Annotated in this window: 16 protein-coding genes and 2 pseudogenes; 7 read left to right on the top strand and 11 right to left on the bottom strand. The window is 45.3% G+C overall.

Going from position 1 to position 24,725, the window contains the following annotated elements:
• Positions 1–167: 167 nt before the first annotated feature.
• From leuS to pds, 10 genes and pseudogenes are all read right to left on the bottom strand, one after another.
• Complete coding sequence (leuS, locus tag ACLGGO_RS00670) at positions 168–2,735, bottom strand: leucine--tRNA ligase (RefSeq protein ID WP_446417895.1); 2,568 nt, start codon at positions 2,733–2,735, stop codon at positions 168–170.
• 722 nt (positions 2,736–3,457) lie between these two features.
• Entirely contained in the window at positions 3,458–4,483 is a 1,026-nt protein-coding gene (adhP, locus tag ACLGGO_RS00665; RefSeq protein ID WP_446417894.1) for an alcohol dehydrogenase AdhP, read from the bottom strand.
• Between the two features lie 221 nt (positions 4,484–4,704).
• Positions 4,705–6,126 carry a DnaJ domain-containing protein gene (locus ACLGGO_RS00660; protein WP_446417893.1) on the bottom strand — a complete coding sequence of 474 codons (1,422 nt, stop codon included), beginning with the start codon at positions 6,124–6,126 and terminating at the stop codon, positions 4,705–4,707.
• A 73-nt stretch (positions 6,127–6,199) separates the two neighbouring features.
• On the bottom strand, positions 6,200–8,068 hold the full coding sequence (locus ACLGGO_RS00655; RefSeq protein ID WP_446417892.1) for a protein kinase domain-containing protein: 1,869 nt from the start codon (positions 8,066–8,068) through the stop codon (positions 6,200–6,202).
• A gap of 149 nt (positions 8,069–8,217) precedes the next feature.
• Positions 8,218–9,195: an Rpn family recombination-promoting nuclease/putative transposase gene (locus ACLGGO_RS00650; protein ID WP_446417891.1), complete on the bottom strand. Its 978-nt coding sequence runs from the start codon at positions 9,193–9,195 to the stop codon at positions 8,218–8,220.
• 179 nt (positions 9,196–9,374) lie between these two features.
• Positions 9,375–10,712: a WD40 repeat domain-containing protein gene (locus ACLGGO_RS00645; RefSeq protein ID WP_446417890.1), complete on the bottom strand. Its 1,338-nt coding sequence runs from the start codon at positions 10,710–10,712 to the stop codon at positions 9,375–9,377.
• 294 nt (positions 10,713–11,006) lie between these two features.
• Positions 11,007–11,933, bottom strand: a complete 927-nt coding sequence (gene crtB, locus ACLGGO_RS00640) for a 15-cis-phytoene synthase CrtB (RefSeq protein ID WP_446338527.1) — start codon at positions 11,931–11,933, stop codon at positions 11,007–11,009.
• Positions 11,934–11,990: 57 nt separating this feature from the next.
• Positions 11,991–12,269: a hypothetical protein gene (locus ACLGGO_RS00635; RefSeq protein WP_446338526.1), complete on the bottom strand. Its 279-nt coding sequence runs from the start codon at positions 12,267–12,269 to the stop codon at positions 11,991–11,993.
• A gap of 21 nt (positions 12,270–12,290) precedes the next feature.
• Positions 12,291–12,515, bottom strand: a pseudogene (locus ACLGGO_RS00630) (RRXRR domain-containing protein); the annotation flags it as partial.
• Between the two features lie 195 nt (positions 12,516–12,710).
• Positions 12,711–14,153 carry a 15-cis-phytoene desaturase gene (gene pds / locus ACLGGO_RS00625; RefSeq protein ID WP_446338524.1) on the bottom strand — a complete coding sequence of 481 codons (1,443 nt, stop codon included), beginning with the start codon at positions 14,151–14,153 and terminating at the stop codon, positions 12,711–12,713.
• Between the two features lie 334 nt (positions 14,154–14,487).
• On the opposite strand from pds, the gene ACLGGO_RS00620 reads away from it, so the two are divergent.
• From ACLGGO_RS00620 to ACLGGO_RS00610, 3 genes are all read left to right on the top strand, one after another.
• Positions 14,488–15,882: a DUF308 domain-containing protein gene (locus ACLGGO_RS00620; RefSeq protein WP_446338523.1), complete on the top strand. Its 1,395-nt coding sequence runs from the start codon at positions 14,488–14,490 to the stop codon at positions 15,880–15,882.
• Between the two features lie 214 nt (positions 15,883–16,096).
• The gene (locus ACLGGO_RS00615; RefSeq protein ID WP_446417889.1) at positions 16,097–18,244 is read left to right on the top strand and encodes a tetratricopeptide repeat protein; all 2,148 of its coding nucleotides are present in this window, start codon (positions 16,097–16,099) and stop codon (positions 18,242–18,244) included.
• 191 nt (positions 18,245–18,435) lie between these two features.
• Positions 18,436–19,344 carry an Rpn family recombination-promoting nuclease/putative transposase gene (locus ACLGGO_RS00610; RefSeq protein ID WP_446417888.1) on the top strand — a complete coding sequence of 303 codons (909 nt, stop codon included), beginning with the start codon at positions 18,436–18,438 and terminating at the stop codon, positions 19,342–19,344.
• Between the two features lie 133 nt (positions 19,345–19,477).
• On the opposite strand, the gene galT is transcribed toward ACLGGO_RS00610, so the two are convergent.
• A complete protein-coding gene (galT, locus tag ACLGGO_RS00605) occupies positions 19,478–20,476 on the bottom strand; it encodes a galactose-1-phosphate uridylyltransferase (protein ID WP_446417887.1) in 999 nt (332 codons plus the stop codon).
• Positions 20,477–20,657: 181 nt separating this feature from the next.
• Between galT and ACLGGO_RS00600 the strand changes: the two genes are divergently transcribed.
• The 4 genes and pseudogenes from ACLGGO_RS00600 to ACLGGO_RS00585 all read left to right on the top strand — a co-directional run bounded on the left by ACLGGO_RS00600 (position 20,658) and on the right by ACLGGO_RS00585 (position 24,706).
• On the top strand, positions 20,658–22,163 hold the full coding sequence (locus ACLGGO_RS00600) for a glycosyltransferase (RefSeq protein ID WP_446417886.1): 1,506 nt from the start codon (positions 20,658–20,660) through the stop codon (positions 22,161–22,163).
• 590 nt (positions 22,164–22,753) lie between these two features.
• Positions 22,754–23,908, top strand: a complete 1,155-nt coding sequence (locus ACLGGO_RS00595) for a glycosyltransferase (RefSeq protein WP_446417885.1) — start codon at positions 22,754–22,756, stop codon at positions 23,906–23,908.
• 168 nt (positions 23,909–24,076) lie between these two features.
• Positions 24,077–24,520, top strand: a pseudogene (gene iscB / locus ACLGGO_RS00590) (RNA-guided endonuclease IscB); the annotation flags it as partial.
• Between the two features lie 51 nt (positions 24,521–24,571).
• Complete coding sequence (locus ACLGGO_RS00585; protein WP_446417884.1) at positions 24,572–24,706, top strand: hypothetical protein; 135 nt, start codon at positions 24,572–24,574, stop codon at positions 24,704–24,706.
• Positions 24,707–24,725 lie beyond the last annotated feature (19 nt).

Below are 24,725 nucleotides of genomic sequence, written 5' to 3'. Positions count from 1 at the left end.
TAAGGGTTAGGTGGTGTTAATTGGGTACGGCGGGTCGCCCCTACAATTGTTTCAATTGTTTTTATAACCCACGCTATATTTTGGGGAAAGTTTGGCGCGTAAACCCGCCCCTACACATAGACGCGCCATGACACGTCTCTACATGATTCTATCTCCCTACCTTGATATCAACCTGTCACCACAAAATTAACCAGCTTTCCAGGTACAACAATCACCTTTTTCACCGTCTTACCTGTGATATAACGCTGGGCAACCTCTGACTCCCTGGCGTACTGTTCCAAGGCTGATTTATCGGAATCAGCAGGAACCTGAATTGTGCCACGAGTTTTACCCATGATTTGAATCACCAGGGTAATCTCATCGGCGACTAATGCTTCTGGTTCAAAGGTACTCCAAGGTTGTAGGTGTACTGAATCTGTATGACCAATTCCATGCCATAACTCTTCAGCAATATGGGGGGCAAAAGGGGCTAATAATAGAATCAGTGTCTCGATTCCTTCGGCGTAAACGGGGGAGTCTTTGCACTTAGCATCACCGAGGGCGTTGCTGAGTTTCATTAACTCAGAAACCGCTGTATTAAATTGATACTCCCCGTCTAAATCATCGGTGACTTCTTTAATCGCCGTGTGAACTGCCCGTCGCAGGTCTTTTTCCGGTTTACTTAACTCAGGGGGAGTGGTAGTGGAACGGTTGGTTCCTTTTGCCACAAACTCCTCCACCAAACGCCAAACTCGGTTGAGGAAACGGAATTGTCCTTCCACATCTGCATCATCCCATTCCAGGTCTTTTTCTGGGGGGGCTTTAAACAGGATAAACATGCGGGCGGTATCGGCACCATATTTGTTAATGACTTCTTTAGGTGCGACACCGTTGTATTTGGATTTGGACATGGTTTTGTAGGACACCTCCAGGGTTTCCCCGGTTTCTGGGTCTTTGGGGTCACTGGGGTTGACCTCAACTGAGGGAATCCATTTCCCGGTTCTGGGGTTCATATAGGTTAACCCCTGCACCATCCCCTGAGTCAACAGACGCTGGAACGGTTCATCAAAATTGAGTAAGCCGCGATCGCGCAGAACTTTGGTGAAGAAACGGGAGTACAATAGGTGCAAAATCGCGTGTTCAATGCCACCCACGTACTGGTCTACGGGCATCCAGTCATTGGTTTTGCTCTTGTCAAACACCTGCTGGTCATTATTGGCATCAGGATAACGCAGGAAATACCAAGACGAATCAATAAACGTATCCATCGTATCCGTTTCCCGTTTCGCGGCTGTACCGCAGGTGGGACAAGGCACATCTGTCCATCCCTCCACTTGGGCTAAGGAGGCGACTCGCCCCCCACTCATCGCTATATTTTCCGGTAACTGGACGGGCAAATCCTGCTCCGGAACCGGGACAATACCACAATCAGGACAGTGAATCACCGGAATGGGTGCGCCCCAATAGCGTTGGCGGGAAATTAACCAATCCCGCAGGCGGTACTGTATCCGGGCTTTCCCCCATCCTTGGCGTTCGGCGTAGTTGACAATTTCTGCTTTGGCGACTGTTGATTCCATCCCATTGAACAGGTCAGAATTCACCACCACACCGGGTTCAGTATAGGCCTGTTTCGGTTCAGCTTTCGGGTCAGCCGCATCCGCTTCTACAATCACCGTCTTAATGGGTAAATTCTGTTCCCTGGCAAATTGGAAATCTCGCGCATCATGGGCGGGAACACCCATCACCGCCCCTGTCCCATATTCATAGAGGACGTAATCGGCAATCCAAATCGGGATTTCTTCCCCAGTAAAGGGATTAATCGCCTTACCCCCAGTGGGAATACCGCGTTTCGGCTTATCCTCAGCCGTGCGTTCCAGTTCACTTTCCTGAGTCACCTCTTTAATAAAGGCGTCAACCGCAGCTTTGCGGTCAGGGGTGGTCACTTTTGGGGTTAAGGGATGTTCTGGGGCTAACACCACATAAGTCACGCCATAAACCGTATCTGGGCGAGTGGTAAAGACGCCAATTTTTTCATCCAAGCCGATAATGGGAAACTCTAAATAAGCGCCGATGGACTTGCCAATCCAGTTGGCTTGCATCAACTTCACCCGTTCGGGCCATCCCTCTAGCTTATCTAAATCGTTGAGTAATTGTTCGGCATAATCGGTAATTTTCAGGAACCACTGGCGTAAGAGTTTCCGTTCCACTTTCGCACCAGAACGCCAGGAACGTCCCTCACTATCCACCTGTTCATTTGCCAGTACGGTTTGGTCAATGGGGTCCCAGTTGACAGCGGCTTCTTTCTGATAGGCTAATCCAGCGTGGAAAAACTGCAAGAAAATCCACTGAGTCCACTTGTAATAGTCCGGCGCACAGGTCGCCAATTCACAGTTCCAGTCGTAGGACAATCCCAGACGCTTTAACTCAGACCGCATCTGAGCAATATTTTGGTACGTCCACTTGGCGGGATGAACACCCCGTTGAATCGCGGCATTTTCTGCGGGTAGCCCAAAGGCATCCCAACCCATAGGATGGAGGACTCGATAGCCCTGCATCCGGCTTTTGCGGGCAATGACATCGGTAATCGTATAGTTACGGACGTGACCCATGTGCAGGTTGCCCGATGGATAGGGGAACATCGACAGGGCATAGAATTTGGGCTTATCTGCCTTGTCTTGGGTTTGGTCTAGGTTTTGTTGTGACCAACTCGTTTGCCACTTTTCCTCTATCTCGACGGGATTATAACGCGACTCCACAAAAGAATCTCCTACAGGGTTGAACTGATCCGTTCTAACAATTTTGGCACATCATCAGGGGAGATGAGGAGTTTGTATGTAGTAAGGGATGGGAGCCCGTTAAAATCCTGGGTTGACTACTGGCGTGACGCGATAGTTCAGAAATCGACCAAAAGCGACGCGAAACCCCGTCATTTCTGATCCTTGTTTTGGTATTAGATGCACAAAAGGTTTTTTTTGTCAAATCTGCCCCTGATGAGTTGATGAAAATTGGGTGTTGAAATATGTTTGTATTTTCTCAGTTTTTCCCAAGTTAGGAAAAAAAATTGACGTTATTTTAGGGCTTTGATGGGTTTTGCTCTTAAAAGTAAACAAAAAGAAACCAATATACAGGATTTAATTTTCTCATACTACAACCAAAACCAACGGTAAGTCAAGCTTTGCCAGGAGTTGCTGACTTAAGCCTTCAGTCCGATTATCTTGAGCAATTTAAAACTCAACAGAGAAATCGAAAAGTTATAGTTATAGGATAGGTTCACCGGTGAGGATGCAACCGGACATGATACTATCCGAGTTGTATCGCCGGGATGATGTCTTTGAGTTAGGGTGAAACTTGCCAGGATTTTCGCGATCGCATCCCATTAATCAGACACCACCCCACGCGATCGCAAAGAGAATAGTGCCATGATTAATCAGCGTATTTTGGGCATTGACCACCCCCCAGGATGCAATTGTCATAATAATTAGCTAACTTGCAGCACGATGCGACCATTCACTTCACCGTTTCTGAGACGTTCAAATATATGATTAATCTCCTCTAACGGCTGCTTCTCTAAAGTGGGCTTCACCTTGCCTTCTGCCGCAAATTGTAAGCATTCTTGCATATCTTTGCGCGTACCGACAATGGAACCGCGAATAGTAATCCGTTTTAATACCACCTCAAAGATAGGTGTAGGAAAATCTCCTGGGGGTAGCCCAACTAAAGCACAAGTGCCACCTCGTCGTAGCGTTCCCAGGGCTTGACGAAAAGCAGCAGTAGAAACAGCGGTGACTAAAGCACCATGCGCCCCCCCAATTTTCTCTTGTACCACCGTGGCGGGGTCTTCTTTGGTCACATTCACCGTAAGTTCTGCCCCCAATTGCTTGGCTAACTCCAGCTTCTGATCACTGGTGTCTAAGGCGACAACATGGAGTGCCAAAGCTTTGGCATATTGGACAGCAATGTGACCTAAGCCACCAATACCAGAAATCACCACCCATTCTCCAGGTTTAGTATTAGTTTCTTTCAAACCTTTGTAGGTGGTTACCCCAGCGCAGAGAATGGGACTAGCATCAGCAAAATCAACGCCATCGGGGATAGGACTTATATAGTCAGCCGGCGCCACCATATACTCCGCATAACCTCCATTGACAGAGTACCCTGTGTTTTCTTGATCAGGACATAGGGTTTCCCAACCCGTGAAGCAATATTCGCAATGTCCACAGGCACTATGCAGCCAAGGAACCCCGACGCGATCGCCTTCTTTGTGTAAGGTTACGCCAGAACCCACAGCGGCGATATAACCCGCCCCCTCATGTCCAGGGATAAAAGGCAAATTAGGCTTTATGGGCCAATCCCCATCAGCCGCATGTAAGTCAGTATGGCAGACACCACAGGTAACGGTACGGATTAAGACTTGTCCGGCTTTGGGTTCTGGAATAGGAACCTCTTCAATCGATAGGGGTTCGCCAAATTTATGCACCACGGCGGCTTTCATCGTATTTACCATAACCTTTATCCTTTCTGAATCGTTGGATTTTCTTGGCTTGATTCTATGTTCCCCTCCCCTGGGATTGCACCCTCGAAAGGAGGATATATATCCAAGGTGCAGGGGGGATGCAGGTAACTTATCAATATCAATTTATTTTACAAAATTGGGACGAAACATAATAAAAGTGTGAACTCCTTTAACATAAACCTGTCCAATGTTATCAAGTTTGTCATTGATCATTAATCGCATCGCCAAATCTTAATTGTTTTATCCGCACTCCCACTGACAATAATTTGCCCATCTAAACTGATTGCAATTGTATGTACAGCAGCCGTATGTCCTTTCAGCGTGCGAAGTTTCTGCCCTTTTCTAATCTGCCACAGTTTAATCGTTTTGTCGGTGCTACCACTGACAAGAATCTGTCCATCAGGACTAAATGCTACTGCATTGACCATATCATGATGCCCTTTCAAAGTTCGCAGTATCCGCCCACTACTGAGTTGCCAGACTTTAATCGTTCCATCGGCACTCCCACTGGCAAGAATCTGCCCATCGGAACTAAATGCTACCCCATTTACAGCATCATGATGACCGATAAGCGTATGAAGTTCCCGCGCCTTTCCCACCTGCCATAACTTAATCGTTTTATCAGTGCTACAACTGGCGAGAATCTTGCCATTTGGACTAATAGCAACTCCATTGACTCCAGCATTATGACCCTTAAAGGTGCGTAATTCTCGTCCTTTCGGCAGAGACCAAAGTTTAATGGTTTTATCATCGCTACCACTGGCAAGTAGCTTACCATCTGGACTAATTGTTACCGACTTAACCCCAGCAAATAGACCCGAATGTCCGATTAATGTTTGCTGTTCATTCCCAGTACTGAGTTGCCAAATCTTAATCGTTTTATCATTTCCCCCACTCACCAATGTTTGCCCATCGGCACTAACTGCAATAGATTGAACATAGCCAAACCTACCGACATGTCCTTTGAGAGTGCGTTGTTCCTTTCCTGTTTGCACATCCCATAGTTTAATCGTTCCATCTGTGCTACCACTCACGATAGTTTGCCTGTCTGGACTAATCGCAACGGCGTAGACAAAGTAAGTATGACCTTTGAGGGTATGAACACAACGCCAGTTCTGTTGGAGTGGCTGCAAAACTACATTTTGCAACTTGCTAATGCAGAAAAGCACATCTTGATACTCTCGTAGATCTTGCTGTTGCCAATACAGACTAGCCGCTTGATTAAGATCCGCGATCGCTTGTCGGTGTTCGCCCAGTTGAGAATAAGCCAGTCCGCGATATTTATAGGCTTTAACTAAATCAAAATCCAGCCAGATAGCTTTGCTAAAATAGTCAATTGCTTGCTGATATTGACAGCCCTTTGCCAGTTCCATCCCCCACTGGTAATAGGTTGTTCCATCCACATCTTGGCTAACCTCTGGCTGAGGTAATACCGAGGCATAATACTTAAGCTGTTGGTAAGCGTCATTTATTTTTTTAAGTTCTTCTTGTCCTTGGGCTTGTCGTTGCGGATCATCAGGAAAACGATCCGGATGCCAACATCTAGCTAATTCCCGATAGGCTTGTTTAATCTCTGCTAAAGACGCACCCGGTTGCAGTCCAAAAATTACATAATACTGATTAAGCTGATCCATGAAAATTATGAATTATATGAATTATAAATTATGAATTTATTCCCCGTTTCCTAACGAATGACGAATGACGATCTTATTGATACCGCCAAATCTTAATTGTGCCATCGCGACTCCCACTAATAATCATCTGCCCATCTTGACTCAACGCAATAGAATTCACATCCTTGGTATGTTCCGCTAACGTCGCCGCCACCTTACCACCGTGCAAATCCCACAACTTAATTGTGGCATCAGCGCTACCACTGACGAGAATTCGTCCATTATGACTAAATCTTACACTTCGTACCCAATCCCCATGTCCTCTGAGGGTAGCGAGGAGTTTACCGTTCCCTAAATGCCATAATTTAATCGTCGTATCACTGCTACCACTGGCGAGTATTTTCCCCTGGGGGTCAATCGCCACCGAATTGACATCCCGTTCGTGACCTGTAAACCTGTTTACCAGTTCACTATTATCCAGACGCCATAACTTCACCGTATTATCACTACTCCCACTAGCCAGGAATTGCCCATCGGGGCTAAAGGTGACTGAATTAATCCCCCGTGAATCACTGAGGGTGTAGAGTAAATTGCCAGTATCAATCTGCCATACTTTAATCACTTGGCGATCGCTACCACTAGCCAAAAATTTCCCATCGGGACTCATCGCTAGACATATCGATACTCTCGCATCGGAATAATCCGCGATCGTGCAGCTTAAAGACGCTGATCGCCACTGCCATAATTCAATCGTGTCATCCACACTAGCACTAGCAAGAATTTTACCGTCAGGACTAAACGCCACCGACAACACAGGTTTGGTATGTTTTGTCAGGGTATGCAACAATTCCCCCGTCTGAAGATTCCACAATTTAACCGTTTTATCGAAACTCCCACTCGCCAGACATTGTTCATCAGGACTAATTGCCACAGAACAAACTGAACTTGAATGACCGATGAGAGTATGAATACATTTCCAGGTATTTTTAGGAGGAATGAGTTGAGTAATAGCAGGTATCGCTAAGGTTTTTAGTGCGGCAAAATAGCGGTGAGATGTCGTCGTTGAATCATGGTTTAAATCTTGTAAAACATCTTGTGCCTTTTGATAACGTCGTCGGATGGGACGTTGCAACAATTTATCGATAACTTGACTTAATTCAGGACTAATGGACGTGGTTAAATAATCTCGCCACACCCAATCCCCCTCATTCACACAATAGAGTTCTAGGGGATGGCGTCGAGTCAACAGATGAATACAAGTTACACCCAAACTATACAAATCACTAGCAAAAAACGCTTGACCCAACGCCTGTTCCGGTGCAGCATAGCCAGCGGAACCAATAATTGTTCCTTTGCGAGTGAGGGCAGTAATCGTGGCAAATTTAGCCGCGCCAAAATCTACAATTACCAGTTGTCCTTTCCTGGCGCCCATAAAATTTGAGCAAGAACGACAAATTACATTTTCCGGCTTAATATCCCGATGAATAACATTATGACTGTGAATAAAATCTAGCAATGGTAGCAAACTATTCAGTAAATCTAGAATCTGCTGTTCAGTAAATGCACCGTGAGCCACTAAAATTTGAGCTAAATTGTACCCCGGAATATATTCTTGTACCAAATATTGACGATTATCCTGGTTAAAATGGGCAAACAGTTCTGGAATTTGGGAATGATAGCCCAAATCGTCAAGACGCACCGCTTCTTGCTCAAAAAGACTTGCCGCTTTCTGGACACTATCTGTTCCTTGAGCTTGGGGATAAAATTGTTTGATGACACAATGGGGTTTAGACGGTTTATCCTCATCCACGGCTAAAAACGTTCTACCAAATCCGCCCTGTCCAATTAGTTGAATTCCCCGATAACGCTCTCTCAAGAGTAAATTCGACCCACAACTTTGACAAAATCGACTATTATTAGGGTTCTGGCATTGTAGGCAGTTAGGATTGAGGCAGTAGCTCATAATTTGTCATTGGTCATTGGTTATTGGTTATTGGTTATTTGAATCCCAGGCGGTATTATCTCTAGGAATGCATGAGTGTACCGCATCTATAGTAAACCTTCCCCACTCTGGCGACAGAGACAGCGATCACATCCCCTATCACTCTTGGTTTAACTCTGGGTGTTATCTTGTAACCAAGTGGTTAAATCGGTAAAATCAGTAAATGTCAGGACAGCATCGGCTAATGCTTCTAATTGCCCAGAGGGTAATTGACGGAGGCGGGTTTGCAGTTCCGGCGCGATCGCTCCGATACGACGTTCTAATAAACGCAAGATTAATCCAATTTCTCCTTCTTGTTTACCTTGCTGTCTACCTTGTTCTAAACCTTGCTGTCTACCTTGTTCTAAACCTTGTTCTAAACCTTGTTCTAAACCTTGTTCAATGCCTTTTAAAATAGCGCCACGTTGGTCTTCTAGAAACATTTGCTGTTTCTCTAGCGTTTCCAAGTCTTCCAGACTTAAGTTCGCTTGATTAGCAATTCTAAACGCTTTCTGAATAGCAGCAACTTCATCCATTGTTTCCGGCACACTGTCTAAGTTGCTCGTTTGTTTCATGAAATAAATCCATTTATCGGTTAATGTTTCCAATTCATTTAAATCTTTTTGAAAATTCGGCAATTCTACAAAAACCAATTCTAGAGGATGTTCAGGATATATGAATAAATCCTCCATGTCGGCAAAAGTAAATCGGGAAATGACTTTATTTCGATGGGGAAACATCTGAAAGTCTGTAATTGTTAAAGCAATGACAGAATTCAGTCTAGAGTATCCTTCCCCAGATTTAAGTTGAGTTGCAAAGGTTTTAGCAGCATTGAATACAACTCGTTTATCAAAGGCGACGACATTTAATACTTGCATTTCAATGATCACGATTTTATTTCCAGTAATTTTTGCCTTAACGTCCAGAAAGGTATCTTTTAGACCAGGAATACTCGGCGGTAAATACGGATCAATAATTTCTAAGTCCTCAATGGTGGAATTGCCCTCGTATAGAAGCGCATTTAAAAAACTAATGAGGATGTCTTTACTATCCGTAGAGCCGAATATTTTTTTGAAGGCAAAGTCTGTTTTTGGGTTGATGAAAGTCATATATAGCACCTAATTTATTTCTTAAGATACAGATTACCATGGGGAACAGCGAATAAAATAGTTTACCAATTATGGAGGTTGGCTATAGACTAAGAGGGGACGATAAAATATTGTATTATGTTCTCAACTTATTGACAGATAGAATCTGAATCGCAGTGCAAGGATGACTGGACTGGAGTTCAGGCGCGATCGCACTCCTGTTGCCTACGCCATATCTTGATTGTCTTGTCGCTACTCCCACTAATCAATTGCTGTCCATCGGGACTGAAAACCACTGATGTCACTGCACCCGCATGTTCAGATAAAGTGCTAATTAACCCCCCATCCTCCAGATTCCATAGTTTCAGGGTTTGGTCACAACTTCCACTGATTAAGGTGTTCCCATCCCGACTAAAGGCAAGACAGCGAACCTCATCAGTATGTCCTTTTAAGGTATACCTTTCCTGTCCAGTTCTCATGTCCCATAATTTAATTGTACAGTCTGCACTTCCACTAGCCAGCCATTGTCCATCGGGGCTAAATATGACCGCATAAATCCCACATTGATGTCCGTTGAGTGTGATCGTATCGTTGCGAACAGAGGAACGGATATCCCAGAGTTTAATCATGCCATCCCGACTCCCACTGGCAAGAATTTGCCCATCGGGACTAAAGGCTACGGTATGAACTTTTTCCCCATGTCCTTTAAAAATGCGTTTTTGGGCTAAAGTATTGGCATCCCAAAGCTTAACAGTACAGTCAGCACCCCCACTCGCCAAGGTTAAGCCATCGGGACTAAAGGCTACGGCGAGAAAATAGTAAAAATAGCCCTTTAGACTGCGTTTTTGCTGTCCCGTGCGAGTATCCCACAGCTTAATCGTATGATCCGCACTACCACTGGCTAAGGTTTGTTCGTGAGGATTAAAAGCGATGGATAAAACCGGGTGGGAATGTCCTTTGAGGATCAGGTGTTTTTGTCCCGTGTGAATATCCCACAATTGGATTGTATTATTAATCGTGTTAGTGGCGATAATTTGCCCATCTGGATGAAGAGTCAGAGTGGTAATGGGCGCTAAATTTCCGGTGAGGGTGTTGACACATTGCCATCGGGAAATGTTGTCTGGTAAAAGCAGTTGAACTTCTACAGTAGACTGAATCCTGGGAGAATTGGGGTTAATCGGTTCTGGGATTGGGAATTGTGCGATCGCATCGTGTAATTTTGCAATCTGGGATCTGAGGGAGTCTGAGTTTGTAGCTTGTTGTTGGAGTTGTGCGATCGCATCGTGTAATTTTGCAATCTGGGATCTGAGGGAGTCTGAGTTTTTAACTTGTTGTTGGAGTTGTGCGATCGCGGTTTGTGTCTGTTGATGAGTCTTCTGATAGAATCGCCCTCGATTAGCTAGATTCAATCCCAGAGTAATCGTAATCGGTGCGGCGGCGTAAACCGCCTGTTGAGTTGCGGCGGTGATAACCGTTCCCAAGGCTGAACCAGCGAGGAAAAGGTATTCAGTAATCTTTAGCCAGTGGCGGTTACTCATAGCGGGTGCAACGGGAATATAGGTTGCGGGATTAGGTAAAAGGGTAGCTTAATTTTCACCGTATCTGGCGCAATCAAGGCGGGAATATTTTGTTTTTTGTGTAGGGGCGGGTTTGACTACTATCGTTCCTTACCTCATGATCGCGAATCGCTTGTTTGAGAAACGCCGACTGATTGTGGAATTATCAATTTAGTCAGGGATAAACAAAGCAACAAATTTAAGAATTTGGGCGCAAAGCTTTGCGCCCCTACCAGGAACTCACGAAAAAGCCAAATGACCAATGACCAATGCTTCTTAAAGCGCCTGCGCTCTTAACCAAGCGACTGGTAAATAAAGCAACTTCCGCCCCTTAGACACATAAGCCCGTTGCGTAAACACATCATAATTATTACGCTCAATTACATCTAAAATCCCCTGATACAGCATCGTAGCCGCCCAGACGGGCCAACGCGCATCCCGACTCAGCGCCCCAATACCCTTTTCTGCGTAAGTATAAAACTTACGCGCCCGTTGAATTTGGAAGCGCATCAGTTCCTGCCAGCGCTCGTCAACAACTCCCTTAAATAAATCCTCTTCGGTATAATTAAATAGCGCCAATTCATCTAATGGCAGATAAATTCGACCTCTTTGTGCATCTTCGCCAACATCGCGCAGGATATTTGTCAACTGTTTAGCAATCCCTAACGCGATCGCTTCCTCTACTGGATTCGTCTCAAATTGACCATTCCAGGGCGTTTGACTCCAAGCCAAGTCAAATCCTAGCACTGGACTCGTCATTAACCCCACCGTACCCGCCACACGATAGCAGTACAGCTTAAGTTCTTCAAAGGTTTCATAACGGCTGCGGAATAAGTCCATCCGTTGACCCGCGATCATATCCCGAAATGGTTGAATATCCATCGGGAATCGTTGCAACGTATCCACTAACGCCACATCCGCGTCCTCGATTGGCTGTCCCGCAAAAACCGATTCTAACTGCTGTTCCCAGCGTTCCAAGGTTTCCGGCGTCGTTAAACGGGCTTGGGGACCATCCACCAGTTCATCGGTTCGCCGACACCAGAAATATATTGCCCATATCGCACGACGCTTTTCTTCTGGCATAAGTAAGGTAGCCAGATAAAACGTTTTGGCGTATTTGGCTGTAATCTGACGGCAGATTTCATAAGCCTCAGATTCAGGAACCAGCTTTCTCATGGGCGGAGATTTAGGCAATTGAAGCATTCGTTGCAGGCAATCGGTTGGGGGTTAAGGAGTCGATCCTGGATTGAGTCATAAAAGTCAAACGTCATGTTCCAGATGTGCCATGGCACGTCTGTACATAAATCCTCGGCTATTTAAGGACTGCTCGGTTTCATCCCTCGGATGAATCACGAGGGCTTTCACCTTCGCTTTTGTGTAAAGACAGATCGTGGAGTTAGGATGAGCAAGTTTCCTCTCAACCCGCCCCGACAACGAAATCGTGGGTATCCCCGTCCTCCACGAAGTAGGGCGGGGAGGGATAGCGGGTGGAGTGAGGGGTTCGATGCCCCGAACACTACCAATTTTTAAGCCACGCATAAACCATTAGATCTCCGAATTAACTCCATCTTGAACGCCAACTCCGGAATAGGATTTACCGGGGTCTACCCCAACAGCAATCGGTTGCACTGCCTCTGCCGATGGTGCGGTGAGCTGAACGTAGTAGACACCGAGGTCTGACCATTTCCCGACAGCTTTGCCTTCTTTTACCCACCGTCTAGCCCTAGACGCTTTGGTAGGCATCAGTGGTTTTCCTTCTTTGCTAACTACTGGAACACGATTCATAGGAGATAATCCACTCGTGCAATGTTTACGTCCCTTAAGGCATTAGTAGGGGTGTGTCCTGGCATCACCCAGCGTAAGCGAGATTCCTAGACCTACATTTAAACCCGAACTAGGGAAGTGTTCGGAAGTGTTGCCCCTACTAACTCATGCCCTATTCATGACTTCCTCCCAGGTTCCCTCTGGCAATCCCCGTCCTCACGAAGTAGGGCAGGGTTCATGAACCTCTTTACTGTCCACCTGCTTAAACACCCTTTGACTTAACTCTCCTGACTCATGACGCCTGACAATCACCTGCGATGTCAGCTTACCAGAAAGTACGGCACCCTCCATACTGGCAAGGTAACGTTGCATGGTGTAATCGCCAGTCAGATAAAAATTGGCGATGGGCGTTTCTTGGGAGGGGCGATGGGCTTGTCGTCCCGGAATAGCTTTGTAAACTGAACGTGGGGTTTTGACGATGTGATACTTGAGCAACTGGGCAGGGGTATCATTGTCAAAATGCTTGGGGAAGAGTTTCTTAAGTTCTGCCAACGTCGCCTCAACAATATCCTGATCGGATTTACCAATCCAATCTTTAGCAGGGGCGAGGACTAATTCCAGCATAGAACGGTCAGGGTTGGCATATTCCCGACAGGTATTGCTCATGTCAGCATAAACTGACAAAAGCGGCGATCGCGAAAACAGGAGATGGTCAATATCTGTTAATTTCCGGTCAAACCACAGATGTAGGTTAATCACCGGAACCCCTTCTAACCCCTCTAGCTTATTGAAAAATTCCATCTTTCGCCAGGATTGAGGCATGATTAACTTTAAGGGATCTACAGGCATTGCCGAGACATAGGCATCCGCCGTCAGCACTTCGTCCCCATTTTCACCCCGAATTAAAAATCCCTGTACCGTCTGATCCGGATTGAGTAAAAATTCCTTCACCGGAGCCTTTAATCGCACGTCTCCACCCCTTGCCGTAATATAGTCTACCAGGGGTTTACAGAGGCGCTCCGTTGGGGAACCATCCAGGAATGCCATTTTTGACCCATTCTTTTCCTGGAGAAAGCGATTCAGTGCCGTCAATACCACGGTTGCCGAAATTTCATCAGGGTTGATAAAATTAAGGGCTTTCGCCATGGCGATAAAGACTTCCTTTTCTACCCGTGGCGGTACGTTTTGGCGCTCTAACCACTCGGAGAAGGAATAGTTGTCCATCTGTTCAACATACTTCTGACCATTGATAATGGCTGGAATCAAACCCAAGCCAAACCGGATCTTCTCCGACCAGGTCAGCATATCGTTATTCCGTAGAATCGCAATAATTCCGTTAATCGGCGCCGGTAAATCCGGGAAATCAAACCTAGAGTAGGTGCCCGGTTTCTCTGGCTGATTGAAAATCATGGTATGGTCTTTCCACTGTAGCCGCTCCTCAATATCTAGCTCCTTAAACAGCCGTAGCATATTGGGATAGGCACCGAAGAATATATGTAATCCGGTTTCGTACCAGTCCCCATCTTCGTCTTGCCAAGCGGCAACTTTTCCGCCGAGAACGTCCCGACGTTCTAGAACAATAGGGGTGTGACCTGCATCCGTGAGATATTTGGCACAGGAAAGTCCAGCTAAACCCGCTCCAGCGATCGCAACTCGCATCTGATAGTAATACTCTTTAGTTAGGTGCTTGTCGGTGTAATCTGGATTTCATTATACTTTGCAATCCGTTACATTTGGTAAAAACTGTTGCCGACTTCATAGAATTAGCTCCAGGGGCGGGGGAACTGTGGGGCTAAAGGGGCTGTGGGGCTGTGGGGCTAAAGGGGCTGTGGAGAAAAATCTGCTATCTTTAGACCGCAACCTCTGGGGATGGGGAAACCCAACCCTAGGCTCAAGGAAACCTGGCGCGTGAATTTTGAGTTAACTTCCTACCCCATCTCCCCCATCTCCCCCATCTCCCCCATCTCCCCCACCCCTGTTCCCCGTGTCATCAATGATGAACAAACCGACTCAGCTAATCTACCCTACCGTCGATCTATTCTTGTATGATCTGCGCGATAGTTTCGGTCAATCTCTACCTGAATTCAATCAACACCGCCAACAGTTTTGGCAAAAAATCGATCCCAGCTTAGACAATGACCAACTCAGCAAATTAGCCGCCCTAGAAAATCCAGAAGCTGATTATGTTCAACTCTTGGTTAAGGCATTTGAATCTCCCTTAGATGGATACTATCGGGTGCTACAACTTGGGGATATTTACGCCCTGCAAGTCAATTGTTCAGGGGACTATAAAGATGCTGAAACCAAACAACCTAATGATGCAACCCAACGAATTGAAACCTTAAGCAAACTCAAGAAAATTATTGCTTCTCACATTAATCATCAGTTTAATACTTGGGAACTGCTCCCTACTAAGCAAGGCACAATTGGTCAAACTTGGCTAGTGTCTGTACAAATTGCTGATAGTAATCAAGATCCCAAGCAATTGGCTAAAGACTGTTATGAACAACTCACCCCCAATCCTAAATGGATTCCTGAATTTAGAGAACAAGGACGATTGTTGGGAGCAAGGGTATTTGAATATTGGCATTCTCCCGATAATTGGCAGCAAGACTGGACGTCTTTTAGTCAAGAAAACTATCATTTGATAATCTGTATGTTTCCGGCTGGGAAAAAAGTTACAGAAATTCGGCAAAATATGTATGATATTCACTTAGATTTAATCCGCTTATTTAGCTATCGCCATAAAATTATTTGGGCATACTGGCAAAGTCGCTGCCGTACCCAAGAGTTAAAACTTCAGTCATATAGGATTAGAAGTTTAGTTGCCAGTGTCCGTACCTTGCCAAATCCGATTCCTGCCCAAGGCTTGAATTTAAAAGAACTTCAATCAACCTTAATTCAGACCTTACCCACATTATCGGATTATGCCATGAATTTAAATGACCTAGAGTATTATATGACAACGATTCAGAGGAATTTAGAAAATTATCAAAAGCGGATTCAAAAGCTAGAACGAGAAACAAGCAGCTATTTAAAATTTTTGAACCACTTTAGTGAAGTAGCCAATGAAAAATATCTGCAACAAGTTGCCACAGATGGCGCGACATTCCGTCCAGGATTGCCATTGATGGAAAATTTGATTCGGACGATTGGTAGCGTAAGTGGTATTGAACAAACAAAGAGTAATCGCACGTTAAATACGACAGTCGCTTTAATTGGCATCGGATTGATTGTCAGCAGTATTGCCGCGACGGTTTTGGTCGAACAACTGCCCCCAGCTAAAGATACACCCTTCTTTTTTACGACTGTATTTTGGGGAAGTATTAGCACAGGGGTGATAGCTGTGGTGATTGCTTTTATCTTTCTGTTTCGCGATCGCCGTTAGAAGTTGGCGTGTCTGGAAAATGAGATGATGGGAAGTAGGGGAAGCAGAAGAAGTAGGGGAAGTAGGGGAAGCAGAAGAAGCAGGGGAAGCAGGGGAAGCAGGGGAAGCAGGGGCGAGTTTTACCGCTAACGGCAAGGTTTTCACCCTGATATCCCTAAACCCGCCCCGACAGAGTACAAGCAGTTTTCGACAAATGACAAATGACAAATGACAAATGACAAATGACTATTTAGCTAATCAGTGGTTGCAGCAGGGAATTGAATACTTTAAAATTGGGCGCTACGGGGAATCGATCGCGAGTTTTGATCAGGCTGCCCAATTACACTCCCAGATACCGGAGGTGTGGTTCCATTGGGGAAATACTTTGTTTCATTTGGGATGGTTTGACGCGGCGTTGACGCACTATGAGAAGGCGATTACGTTGAAACCAAATTACTCAGAAGCCTGGTTTAATAAAGGAAATATCCTGTTTAAATTAGGACGTCTAGAGGACGCTTTAGTGAGCTATAATCAAGCGACGCAATTTAATCCTGATTTGGCAGTGGCTTGGGGAAATCGGGCAAGTACGCTGTATAACTTGGGACAGTATGAGGAGGCTTTAGCTAGTTGTAAACAAGCGACTAGCTGTCAACCGGATTACGTGCAAGCTTGGTATATGCAAGGGTTGGTGTTGATGAATGAGGGACGGAAAGAGGAGGCTTTGGCTAGCTTTAACCGATCCACCACTTTAAATCCTCATCATCTGGACGCTTGGAAAAATAAAGGTTGGGTACTGTTTAATTTAAACCGTTATACTGAGGCGTTAGACAGTTGGCAACAAGCGGTTTCGCTACAGCCCAATGATTACGAGGTGTGGTTTCAGCAAGGGAATACGTTTTATCGACTAGAACGTTTAGAAGACGCTTTAGCGAGTTATGCGAAAGCGGTTACATTACAACCAAATGCCCCAGAAGCCTGGAACAATCGGGGATTGGTTCTGTTTCATTTAACTCGCTATGCCGAAGCCTTGACAAACTGCGAAAAGGCAACTGAATTACGACCCAATTACCCAGAAGCCTGGTTTCATCGCGGTAATGCCCTGTTTAGCTTAGGACGTTTAGAGGATGCGATCGCGTCTTATGATCAAGCTTTGCAGCTTAAACCCGATGATTACGCCGCCTGGGGCAATCGGGGCAGTGCGTTATATAATTTGGGACGGTATCGGGAAGCGGTTTCGAGTTGCCAGAATGCTACCTATTTCAATCCTGATTATGCTGAGGCGTGGTACATGCAGGGAATGGCGCTGATGCAGGGAGAACAACCCAACGCTGCGATCGCCTGTTTGGATAAAGCGACAACCTTGAAACCCGACTATGCCCAAGCCTGGTTTTATCGGGGTTCTATGTTATTTCAATTAGGGCATTTAGCAGACGCGATCGCCAGTTGTCAGCAAGCGACGACAATTCAACCCGACTATGTAGATGCTTGGTATATTCAAGGTACTGCCTTAATGCAGTTAGAACGTCCCCAAGAGGCGATCGCCTGTTTGGATCGCGTGGTTGAATCGTACCCTGATCGCCCGGAGGCTTGGAAACATCGGGGAACGGTTTTGTGTCAGTTGGAACGCTTAGAGGAAGCGATTAACAGTTTTGATCGGGCAATTACCCTCAAGCCGAACTATTTCCAGGCGTGGTATAATAAAGGATTAATCCTAATGCATTTAGACCGCCCAGAGGCTGCCATTACCACCTTTGATAACGCCCTAGAACTCCAACCGAAACTGTACCCCGCCTGGGTAAATCGAGGCAATCTATTATTAAATGAAGGGCGCTGGGAAGCTGCGATCGTGAGTTATGATCAAGCCTTAGCCATTCAACCAAATTTTGCTGAAGCCTGGGCAAATCGAGGGATTGCCCTAGAAAGCGTCGGACGCTACCAAGACGCCTTAGACAGTTATGATAAAGCCTTAGCCCTACAATCTGATGATCCCCAAACCTGGAATCATCACGGAGTTACCCTAATCCAGTTAGGACGTTACGAAGAGGCATTAATCAGTTTCAGCTACGCCTTAGACAATCAGCCAGATAACCCAGAAACCTGGAATAATCGCGGCTTAGCCTTGGATAATTTAAGGCGGTATGAAGAAGCCATGGTTTGTTTTGAACAAGCGATTGAATTAAAATCTGATTATGCCCAAGCCTGGAACAATCGCGGGTTAGCCTTACGGAATTTAGGACGAGAAGACGAAGCCATTCTTTCCTTTGATCAGGCATTAGAATTAAAACCAGACTATCCAGAAGCCTGGAATAATCGGGGTTTAGCGTTAAGAAATTTAGGACGAGAAGACGAAGCCCTAGCCAGCTTTGAACAAGCCAATAAGTAGGTGGGGACATATTACAGTTAACGGTGAGTAAATCGCTGCCCTTGAGAATCTAGCTGCGTTTATGTAAGGGTTTGAGATCTATTTACAAAACTTAATATAGGTAAACTTATTGCTACCGACCTACTTGTGAAGGATTAGATAAGTTTTTAGTGTATAATCAATAGTTCAAACCTCATGTTTTGAGCAAAACGATGAGATTTATCAATCCCAAAACTGATTACGCCTTCAAGAAAATATTTGGTTCCGCTGAAAGCAAAGACATTTTAATTAGTTTTCTCAATGCCTTGATTTATAACGGCAACTCTACCATTGAAGATTTAGAAATCATCAATCCCAACTTACTACCGAAAGTTGAGGGATTAAAAGATACTTACCTTGATGTCAAAGCTCAACTGAAAAACGGCACACTGGTGATCATTGAAATGCAAGTGCTGAATGTGCAATCCTTTGGGAAGAGAGTCTTGTTCAACGCCGCCAAAACCTATGGCTTTCAACTGCAAAAAGGAGAAGGCTACCGAATGCTTAAACCAGTCATTGCTCTAACCTTGACTGATTTTGAGATGTTCCCTGGTCGCCATCAGTTTACCTCCCGCTTCGTTTATCGAGAAGTATCCGATGGCTATGTTTATCCCGAAAACGATATTGAACTGATTTTTGTTGAATTACCCAAATTTACCAAAGAAATTGAAGAACTAGAAACGATTACTGATAAATGGATTTACTTTATCAAATCAGCGCGATCGCTCGATGAAGTTCCCACAAATATGGACAATATTCCGGAACTCCACCGAGCCTTTGAAATTGCCAATCAAGCCAACCTAACCCTCGAAGAACTAGAAGATTTGGAGCGTCGAGAAATGTTTATTTATGATCAGCAAGGAGCGGTTGCTCTGGGTCGTCAAGAAGGTCGTCAAGAAGGTCGTCAAGAAGGTCGTCAAGAAGGTCGTCAAGAAGGTCGTCAAGAAGGCAAAAAAGAAGAACAACGAGCTATTGCTAAAAAGCTACTCACCCTACTGGATGACGAAGCGATCGCGGTAACAACGGGATTAAGTCTGGAAGCCGTTCGAGAACTGCGCGAGAAAGAGTCTGAGAATTTGTAAAACTAAGTACCTGGACATAATGTTGTACTGTGTACTGTCCCTGAAATGCTCCCTAGTGCGATCGCGGATGACGAATGACGTAGCTTGCTTCTTTTCGGGAGCGAGTATGACATAAGACATAAGACAAATAAACTTAAGAATTTAGAAAATCGGCATCAATTTCGGGTAAAGAAGGATTGATACTAATTCCAGAACCGAGTTCAAATCCGGCTGGGGTAGTTAGCCGAGGGCTAATTTGGCAATACCAGTGAACCTGGGGTTCTTCGGCTTTATAACGGGCAGCGGTATTAATAACATAATTATAATCAGGGTCATTTAGTTTTTTGTATAAGCGAGTCAGGACATTTTGGAGAATTAAAGCAAAATGTGCTTTTTCTATAGCGGAGATACTACCAAAATCTGCCTCATGTTCTTTTGGCATAATCCAAATTTCAAAAGGTACATCGGCGGCAAAAGGCACAAAAGCCAGAAACGATTCATTTTCGGCAATCACTCGTCTGCCGTGATACCGTTCAAACTCTAAAATATCGCAGTAAACACACCGTTGCCATTGATCATAGTATCGCTGGGCTTCTTGTTCTCGCCAACGGATGTTTTGAGGAACCATACCTGTGACAATCATTTGAGAATGAGGATGACTCAACGATGCACCCGCTTTCATCCCATGATTGCGAAAAATAATTGCCATCATGTTTTTATGGACTTGCATGAGTGAGACGTAGCGCTTGTGATAGGTCTCAATCACAGTTTCTACGTCCTCAATTGACATTGTGGCAATATCTTGATAGTGATCAGGACTTTCAATAATCACTTCATGTTGACCATAACCAGGTATCATTAAATAAATCCCTTTCTGAGATCGAGCTCTATCTTCACTGGGAGTTAATGCCGGAAACTTATTCAGTACGACCCGTGTTTGCCAGCCTTTGTGGTGTCGGCTTGGCATCTCCAGAACAATCGACTCAGATTTATGTTCATTGCCGGGACAAAAGGGACAATCTTGGGGTTTAATACCTAAAGATGGTTTTTGGCGACTCTTTTGCTGAAAATCCTGGGGACGCTTACGCCGAGTAGGTGCATAAATCACCCATTCTTGCGTTACCTTGTTGAGTCGGATTTGTCCGGATTGCATACTATCTAGACCTTATAATGTACTTTAATAATCGTTGTCCTATAGTTATCGATAGTCGTTCTGAGCGGAATTTTGTCTGATGTCAACTCATCCATTTCGTCTATCTTTCATCATTCAGACCTCATTTGTCTGATGTCAACTCATCCGTTGCGTCCATCATTCACTATTCATCATTCAGACAATGTACATCGGCTTTCTTAACCCCCAGGGCAACTTTGACCCAGATGATAGGTATATTACAGAACATCCCGATTTTGGTGGTCAACTGGTTTACGTCAAGCAAGTCGCCCTCGCGATCGCGGCGCAGGGACACAGGGTTGATATTCTCACCCGTCAAATCATCGATCCAGAGTGGGAGGGGTTTGCAGAACCCTTTGATGCTTATTCCGGTGTAGAAAATGTCCGGATTGTCCGCTTACCCGCCGGACCCAAGGAATTTTTACGCAAAGAGTTACTCTGGACTCATCTGGTTCGAGATTGGGTACCCAATATTCTGAAATTTTATCAAGAACAGGGGGAAATTCCGGACATCATGACCGCCCACTATGCGGATGGGGGACTCGCGGGTTTATTAATTGAAGACCAAACAGGCGTACCCTTCACATTTACCGCCCATTCCCTTGGCGCCCAGAAGATGGACAAATTAAACGTGACGCCAGAAAATTTGGCACAAATGAACGAGTATTACTTCTTTGGACGCCGCCTAGTGGTCGAACGCCTCAGCATGAATCACTCGGCACTCAACATTACCAACACTCGCCAGGAACGCTTCAACCAATATAGTCATCCGGCTTATCGGGACGCCGTTGATGTCCATAATGATGCTCGCTTTGCGGTGATTCCACCGGGAGTAGACCCCGCTATGTTTAGTGCTGAGGTTCGCTCCCCCAAGGAAGATGCTACATACCAGTTAGTTAAAGATAAATTAGCGCGGGATCTTGCTGAGTCGCGGCGCGATTTCCCTGTGATTTTGGCATCAAGTCGATTAGATCCCAAAAAGAACCTCTTGGGACTTGTCCAAGCTTTTGCTTACAGTCCAACCTTGCAAGAACGAGCCAATGTGGTGCTAATTACGGCTGGGTTAGATAATCCCCTACACGAGAAGGTGAAGGATGAACAAACAGAACAAAAAGTAATATCACCAATCCGCCAAGTTGTCAATGACCATAACTTATGGGGCAAAATTAGCGCCTTTTGCGTCCCCGATCAACCCGCCCTAGCCGCAACCTATCGCTTTTTAGCCCAGCGCCGCTCGGTATTTGCCCTACCCTCTCTGTTTGAACCCTTTGGTTTAGCCCCCTTAGAAGCCGCCGCTGCTGGATTACCGGTCGTCGTTACCCAGAATGGGGGAATTACGGAAAGCTTGCATACAGACAATCAAGACTATGGCGTTTTTATTGACCCCGATGATCCGGCGGATATGGCGCGAGGATTGGAGCGGTTAATCTGTAATCAACCCGAATGGCAGAGTTTTTCTCAACGTACTCAGCAACTGGTATTAAATCACTATACTTGGGAGAGTACGGCTCAAGGCTATTTAAACCAAATTGAGCAGATTTTATCGTCACCCAAAACCAATCGTCGAGTACCGCGACTCCCGATTCATCCGTTCTTACGTAATCCCCAACCGGAAAACGATGTTTCTTTGGCTCAATTGAGTCAACTCTACTTTGGCATGATCACATAGTCAATTTAAATGTTCGTGAACACCAATGGGACTGAAAAGCTTGACTAACCGTTTCCATTAACCCCTTCTTTTCCCAAAAGGGGACTATAAGTTTATTTAATGGTTTGTATTGACAAATTTATTTTTTAGGAGGATAATATTAATAAGGTGTCTAGTCTCAACGTCCTTTAGGTATCTTCATTCAATTGTAAACAGAGATAGTTGAATGCAGGGTGCGAAGAATTATAAGACGTAAGCAACCCCGGTCTAAAGACACGGAGCTTCAGCTAATTAGCTGAGGTTATGCTTACCAGCCTAAGTGTCACGCGCACTACGTTATCGGCAAGAGTTAAAGACCTACCAGTAGATGCGATAGCCCGTCTACTGCTCTAGAACCGAAAAGTTAAACAGTTTTAAGGTCACTGAAACAGTGCTTTTTGGATAGTTACCGACCGATAACATTGGCGAGGCTAACCTTACCCCAGAAATGGGAGACAATAGGAGGGGCAACCATACCCCTCCACCCCGAAAGGGGGTATGCTTCTTAAACCGCTACCGCGCGTTCCTCTCCGGTCTGAAGACACGGAGTTTCCCGCAACGGAAGAGTTTTTATGAAAATTGCATTAGTGCATGATTATCTGACCCAACGAGGAGGGGCAGAGCGGGTATTTGAACTGCTTTGTAACTACTTCCCAGAAGCAGACATATTTACATCACTATACGATCCGCAGCAAACCATTGAGTTAGGCGATCGCTTGGTAAACACCACGCAACTGCAAAACATTCCCGGCGCAACCAAGTACTTCCGACTCTTGGCTCCCTTCTACTATCCAGCGTTTCGGGCATTAGACCTGCAAGATTATGATTTAATCATTAGCAGCACCAGCAGCTTTGCCAAGGGCGTGCGGAAACATCCTGACGCTACCCATATTTGTTTTTGTCATAACGTTACCCGATTTCTCTGGGACACCCAAACCTACCTGCGGGAATACAAAGATTATCGACTCTATTACCCTATGATTAAAAAAATCTTTAATCGGCTCAGAACGTTAGATATAACCTACGCTCAGGAACCTGATCTATATGTTGCCAATTCAACAACGGTGGCTGAGCGCATTCAAACCATCTATGGGAAACCCGCACAAGTAATTCACTATCCAATTAACACCAGCAAGTTTATCTTTGACGATCGCAAGGAGGATTATTTCTATGTTTCGTCCCGCATGATCAGCTACAAACGCATCGATATTATCGTGGAAGCCTTTAATTGGCTAGGGTGGACTTTACTGATTGCAGGGGAAGGACCCGAAAGAGAACGTCTTGAAGCAAAAGCTTTGGGAAACATTAAATTTCTTGGCTATGTGAGTGACAAAGAGCGTAAGCAATATCTGTCGAAAGCGCGGGGGGTGATTATTGCCGCCTTAGAAGACTATGGATTAGTCCCCATTGAAGCCAACACCAGTGGCACCCCGGTGATTGCTTATGGTGCAGGAGGAGTACTCGATACCCAAATCCCCGGCAAAACGGGCGTATTTTTCAACAAACAAACCCCAGAAGCCATCCATGCCGCCTTAATTGAATTCAATCAACTAACATGGGATTATGCCCAGATTCGTCATTATGCTCTGAGTAAGTTCTCAGAAGCTGTATTTTTTGGCAAAGTGACACAACTGATGGAGCAGGTGTGTCAACTACCGCACACCAACCCTAGGGGGTATGGTGTGGGCTTTAAGGAGCCTGTTGACCAGACGGCTAGCTCTTGCTAGCAGCCGTTAAGACTAAGAGTTAACGTTCGTACCAAAGAATGCGTGCCAGTTCTTTGCTCTACAACTAGCAAGTTAAACAGCTCATTCGGAAAAGGCAGTGCTTGCTAGAAAGTACCGAGTCTTAACACCGTCGAGGCAAACTTTACCAGTAATGAGTGACTCAAAGTAATGCGAGTATTTGTTCTAGATAAAAATCTCAATCCTCTTGACCCCTGCCACCCAGCACGGGCAAGAGAACTTCTGAACAAAGGGAGAGCTAAAGTCTTCAGGCGCTATCCATTTACTATTATTGTGCAAGACACAACGGTTGAGGAATCCACAGTACATCCGCACCGAATCAAAATTGACCCAGGAAGCAAAACTACTGGAATTGCCGTTGTTCAATCCTGTACAGGGCGTGTAACAAGCACTTTAGAAATCTCACACCGAGGTCTACAAATTAAAGATTCCCTCTTAGCTCGTAGGTCTTTAAGAAGAGGTCGTCGCAACCGGAAAACCCGTTACCGCCAACCTCGCTTCTTGAACAGAACCCGTAAATCCGGATGGCTACCACCGTCTCTTGAGAGTCGAATTGCCAACATTGAAACTTGGGTTCGACGTGCATCCCAAATACCTGAAAACCATTCATAAGGCTGACGGTTATGAATATCAATCCTGAAAACAATGATTCGAGAAGAGCTCAATTTTAATATTGGCGGCAATTCTCCAGACGCTAAACCCTTGGCGGTACTCGCTGCGCTGGATATAACCGAGGCGGTTATAGCGTCCGCCCCCTTGCCGCATTTTAGGTGGATTTAGACCGGATCATTCTCTCTCA

It is taken from the genome of Coleofasciculus sp. (genome assembly GCF_046565525.1).
GTDB lineage: Bacteria > Cyanobacteriota > Cyanobacteriia > Cyanobacteriales > Coleofasciculaceae > Coleofasciculus.
This window is presented reverse-complemented; position numbering and strand designations above follow the sequence as displayed.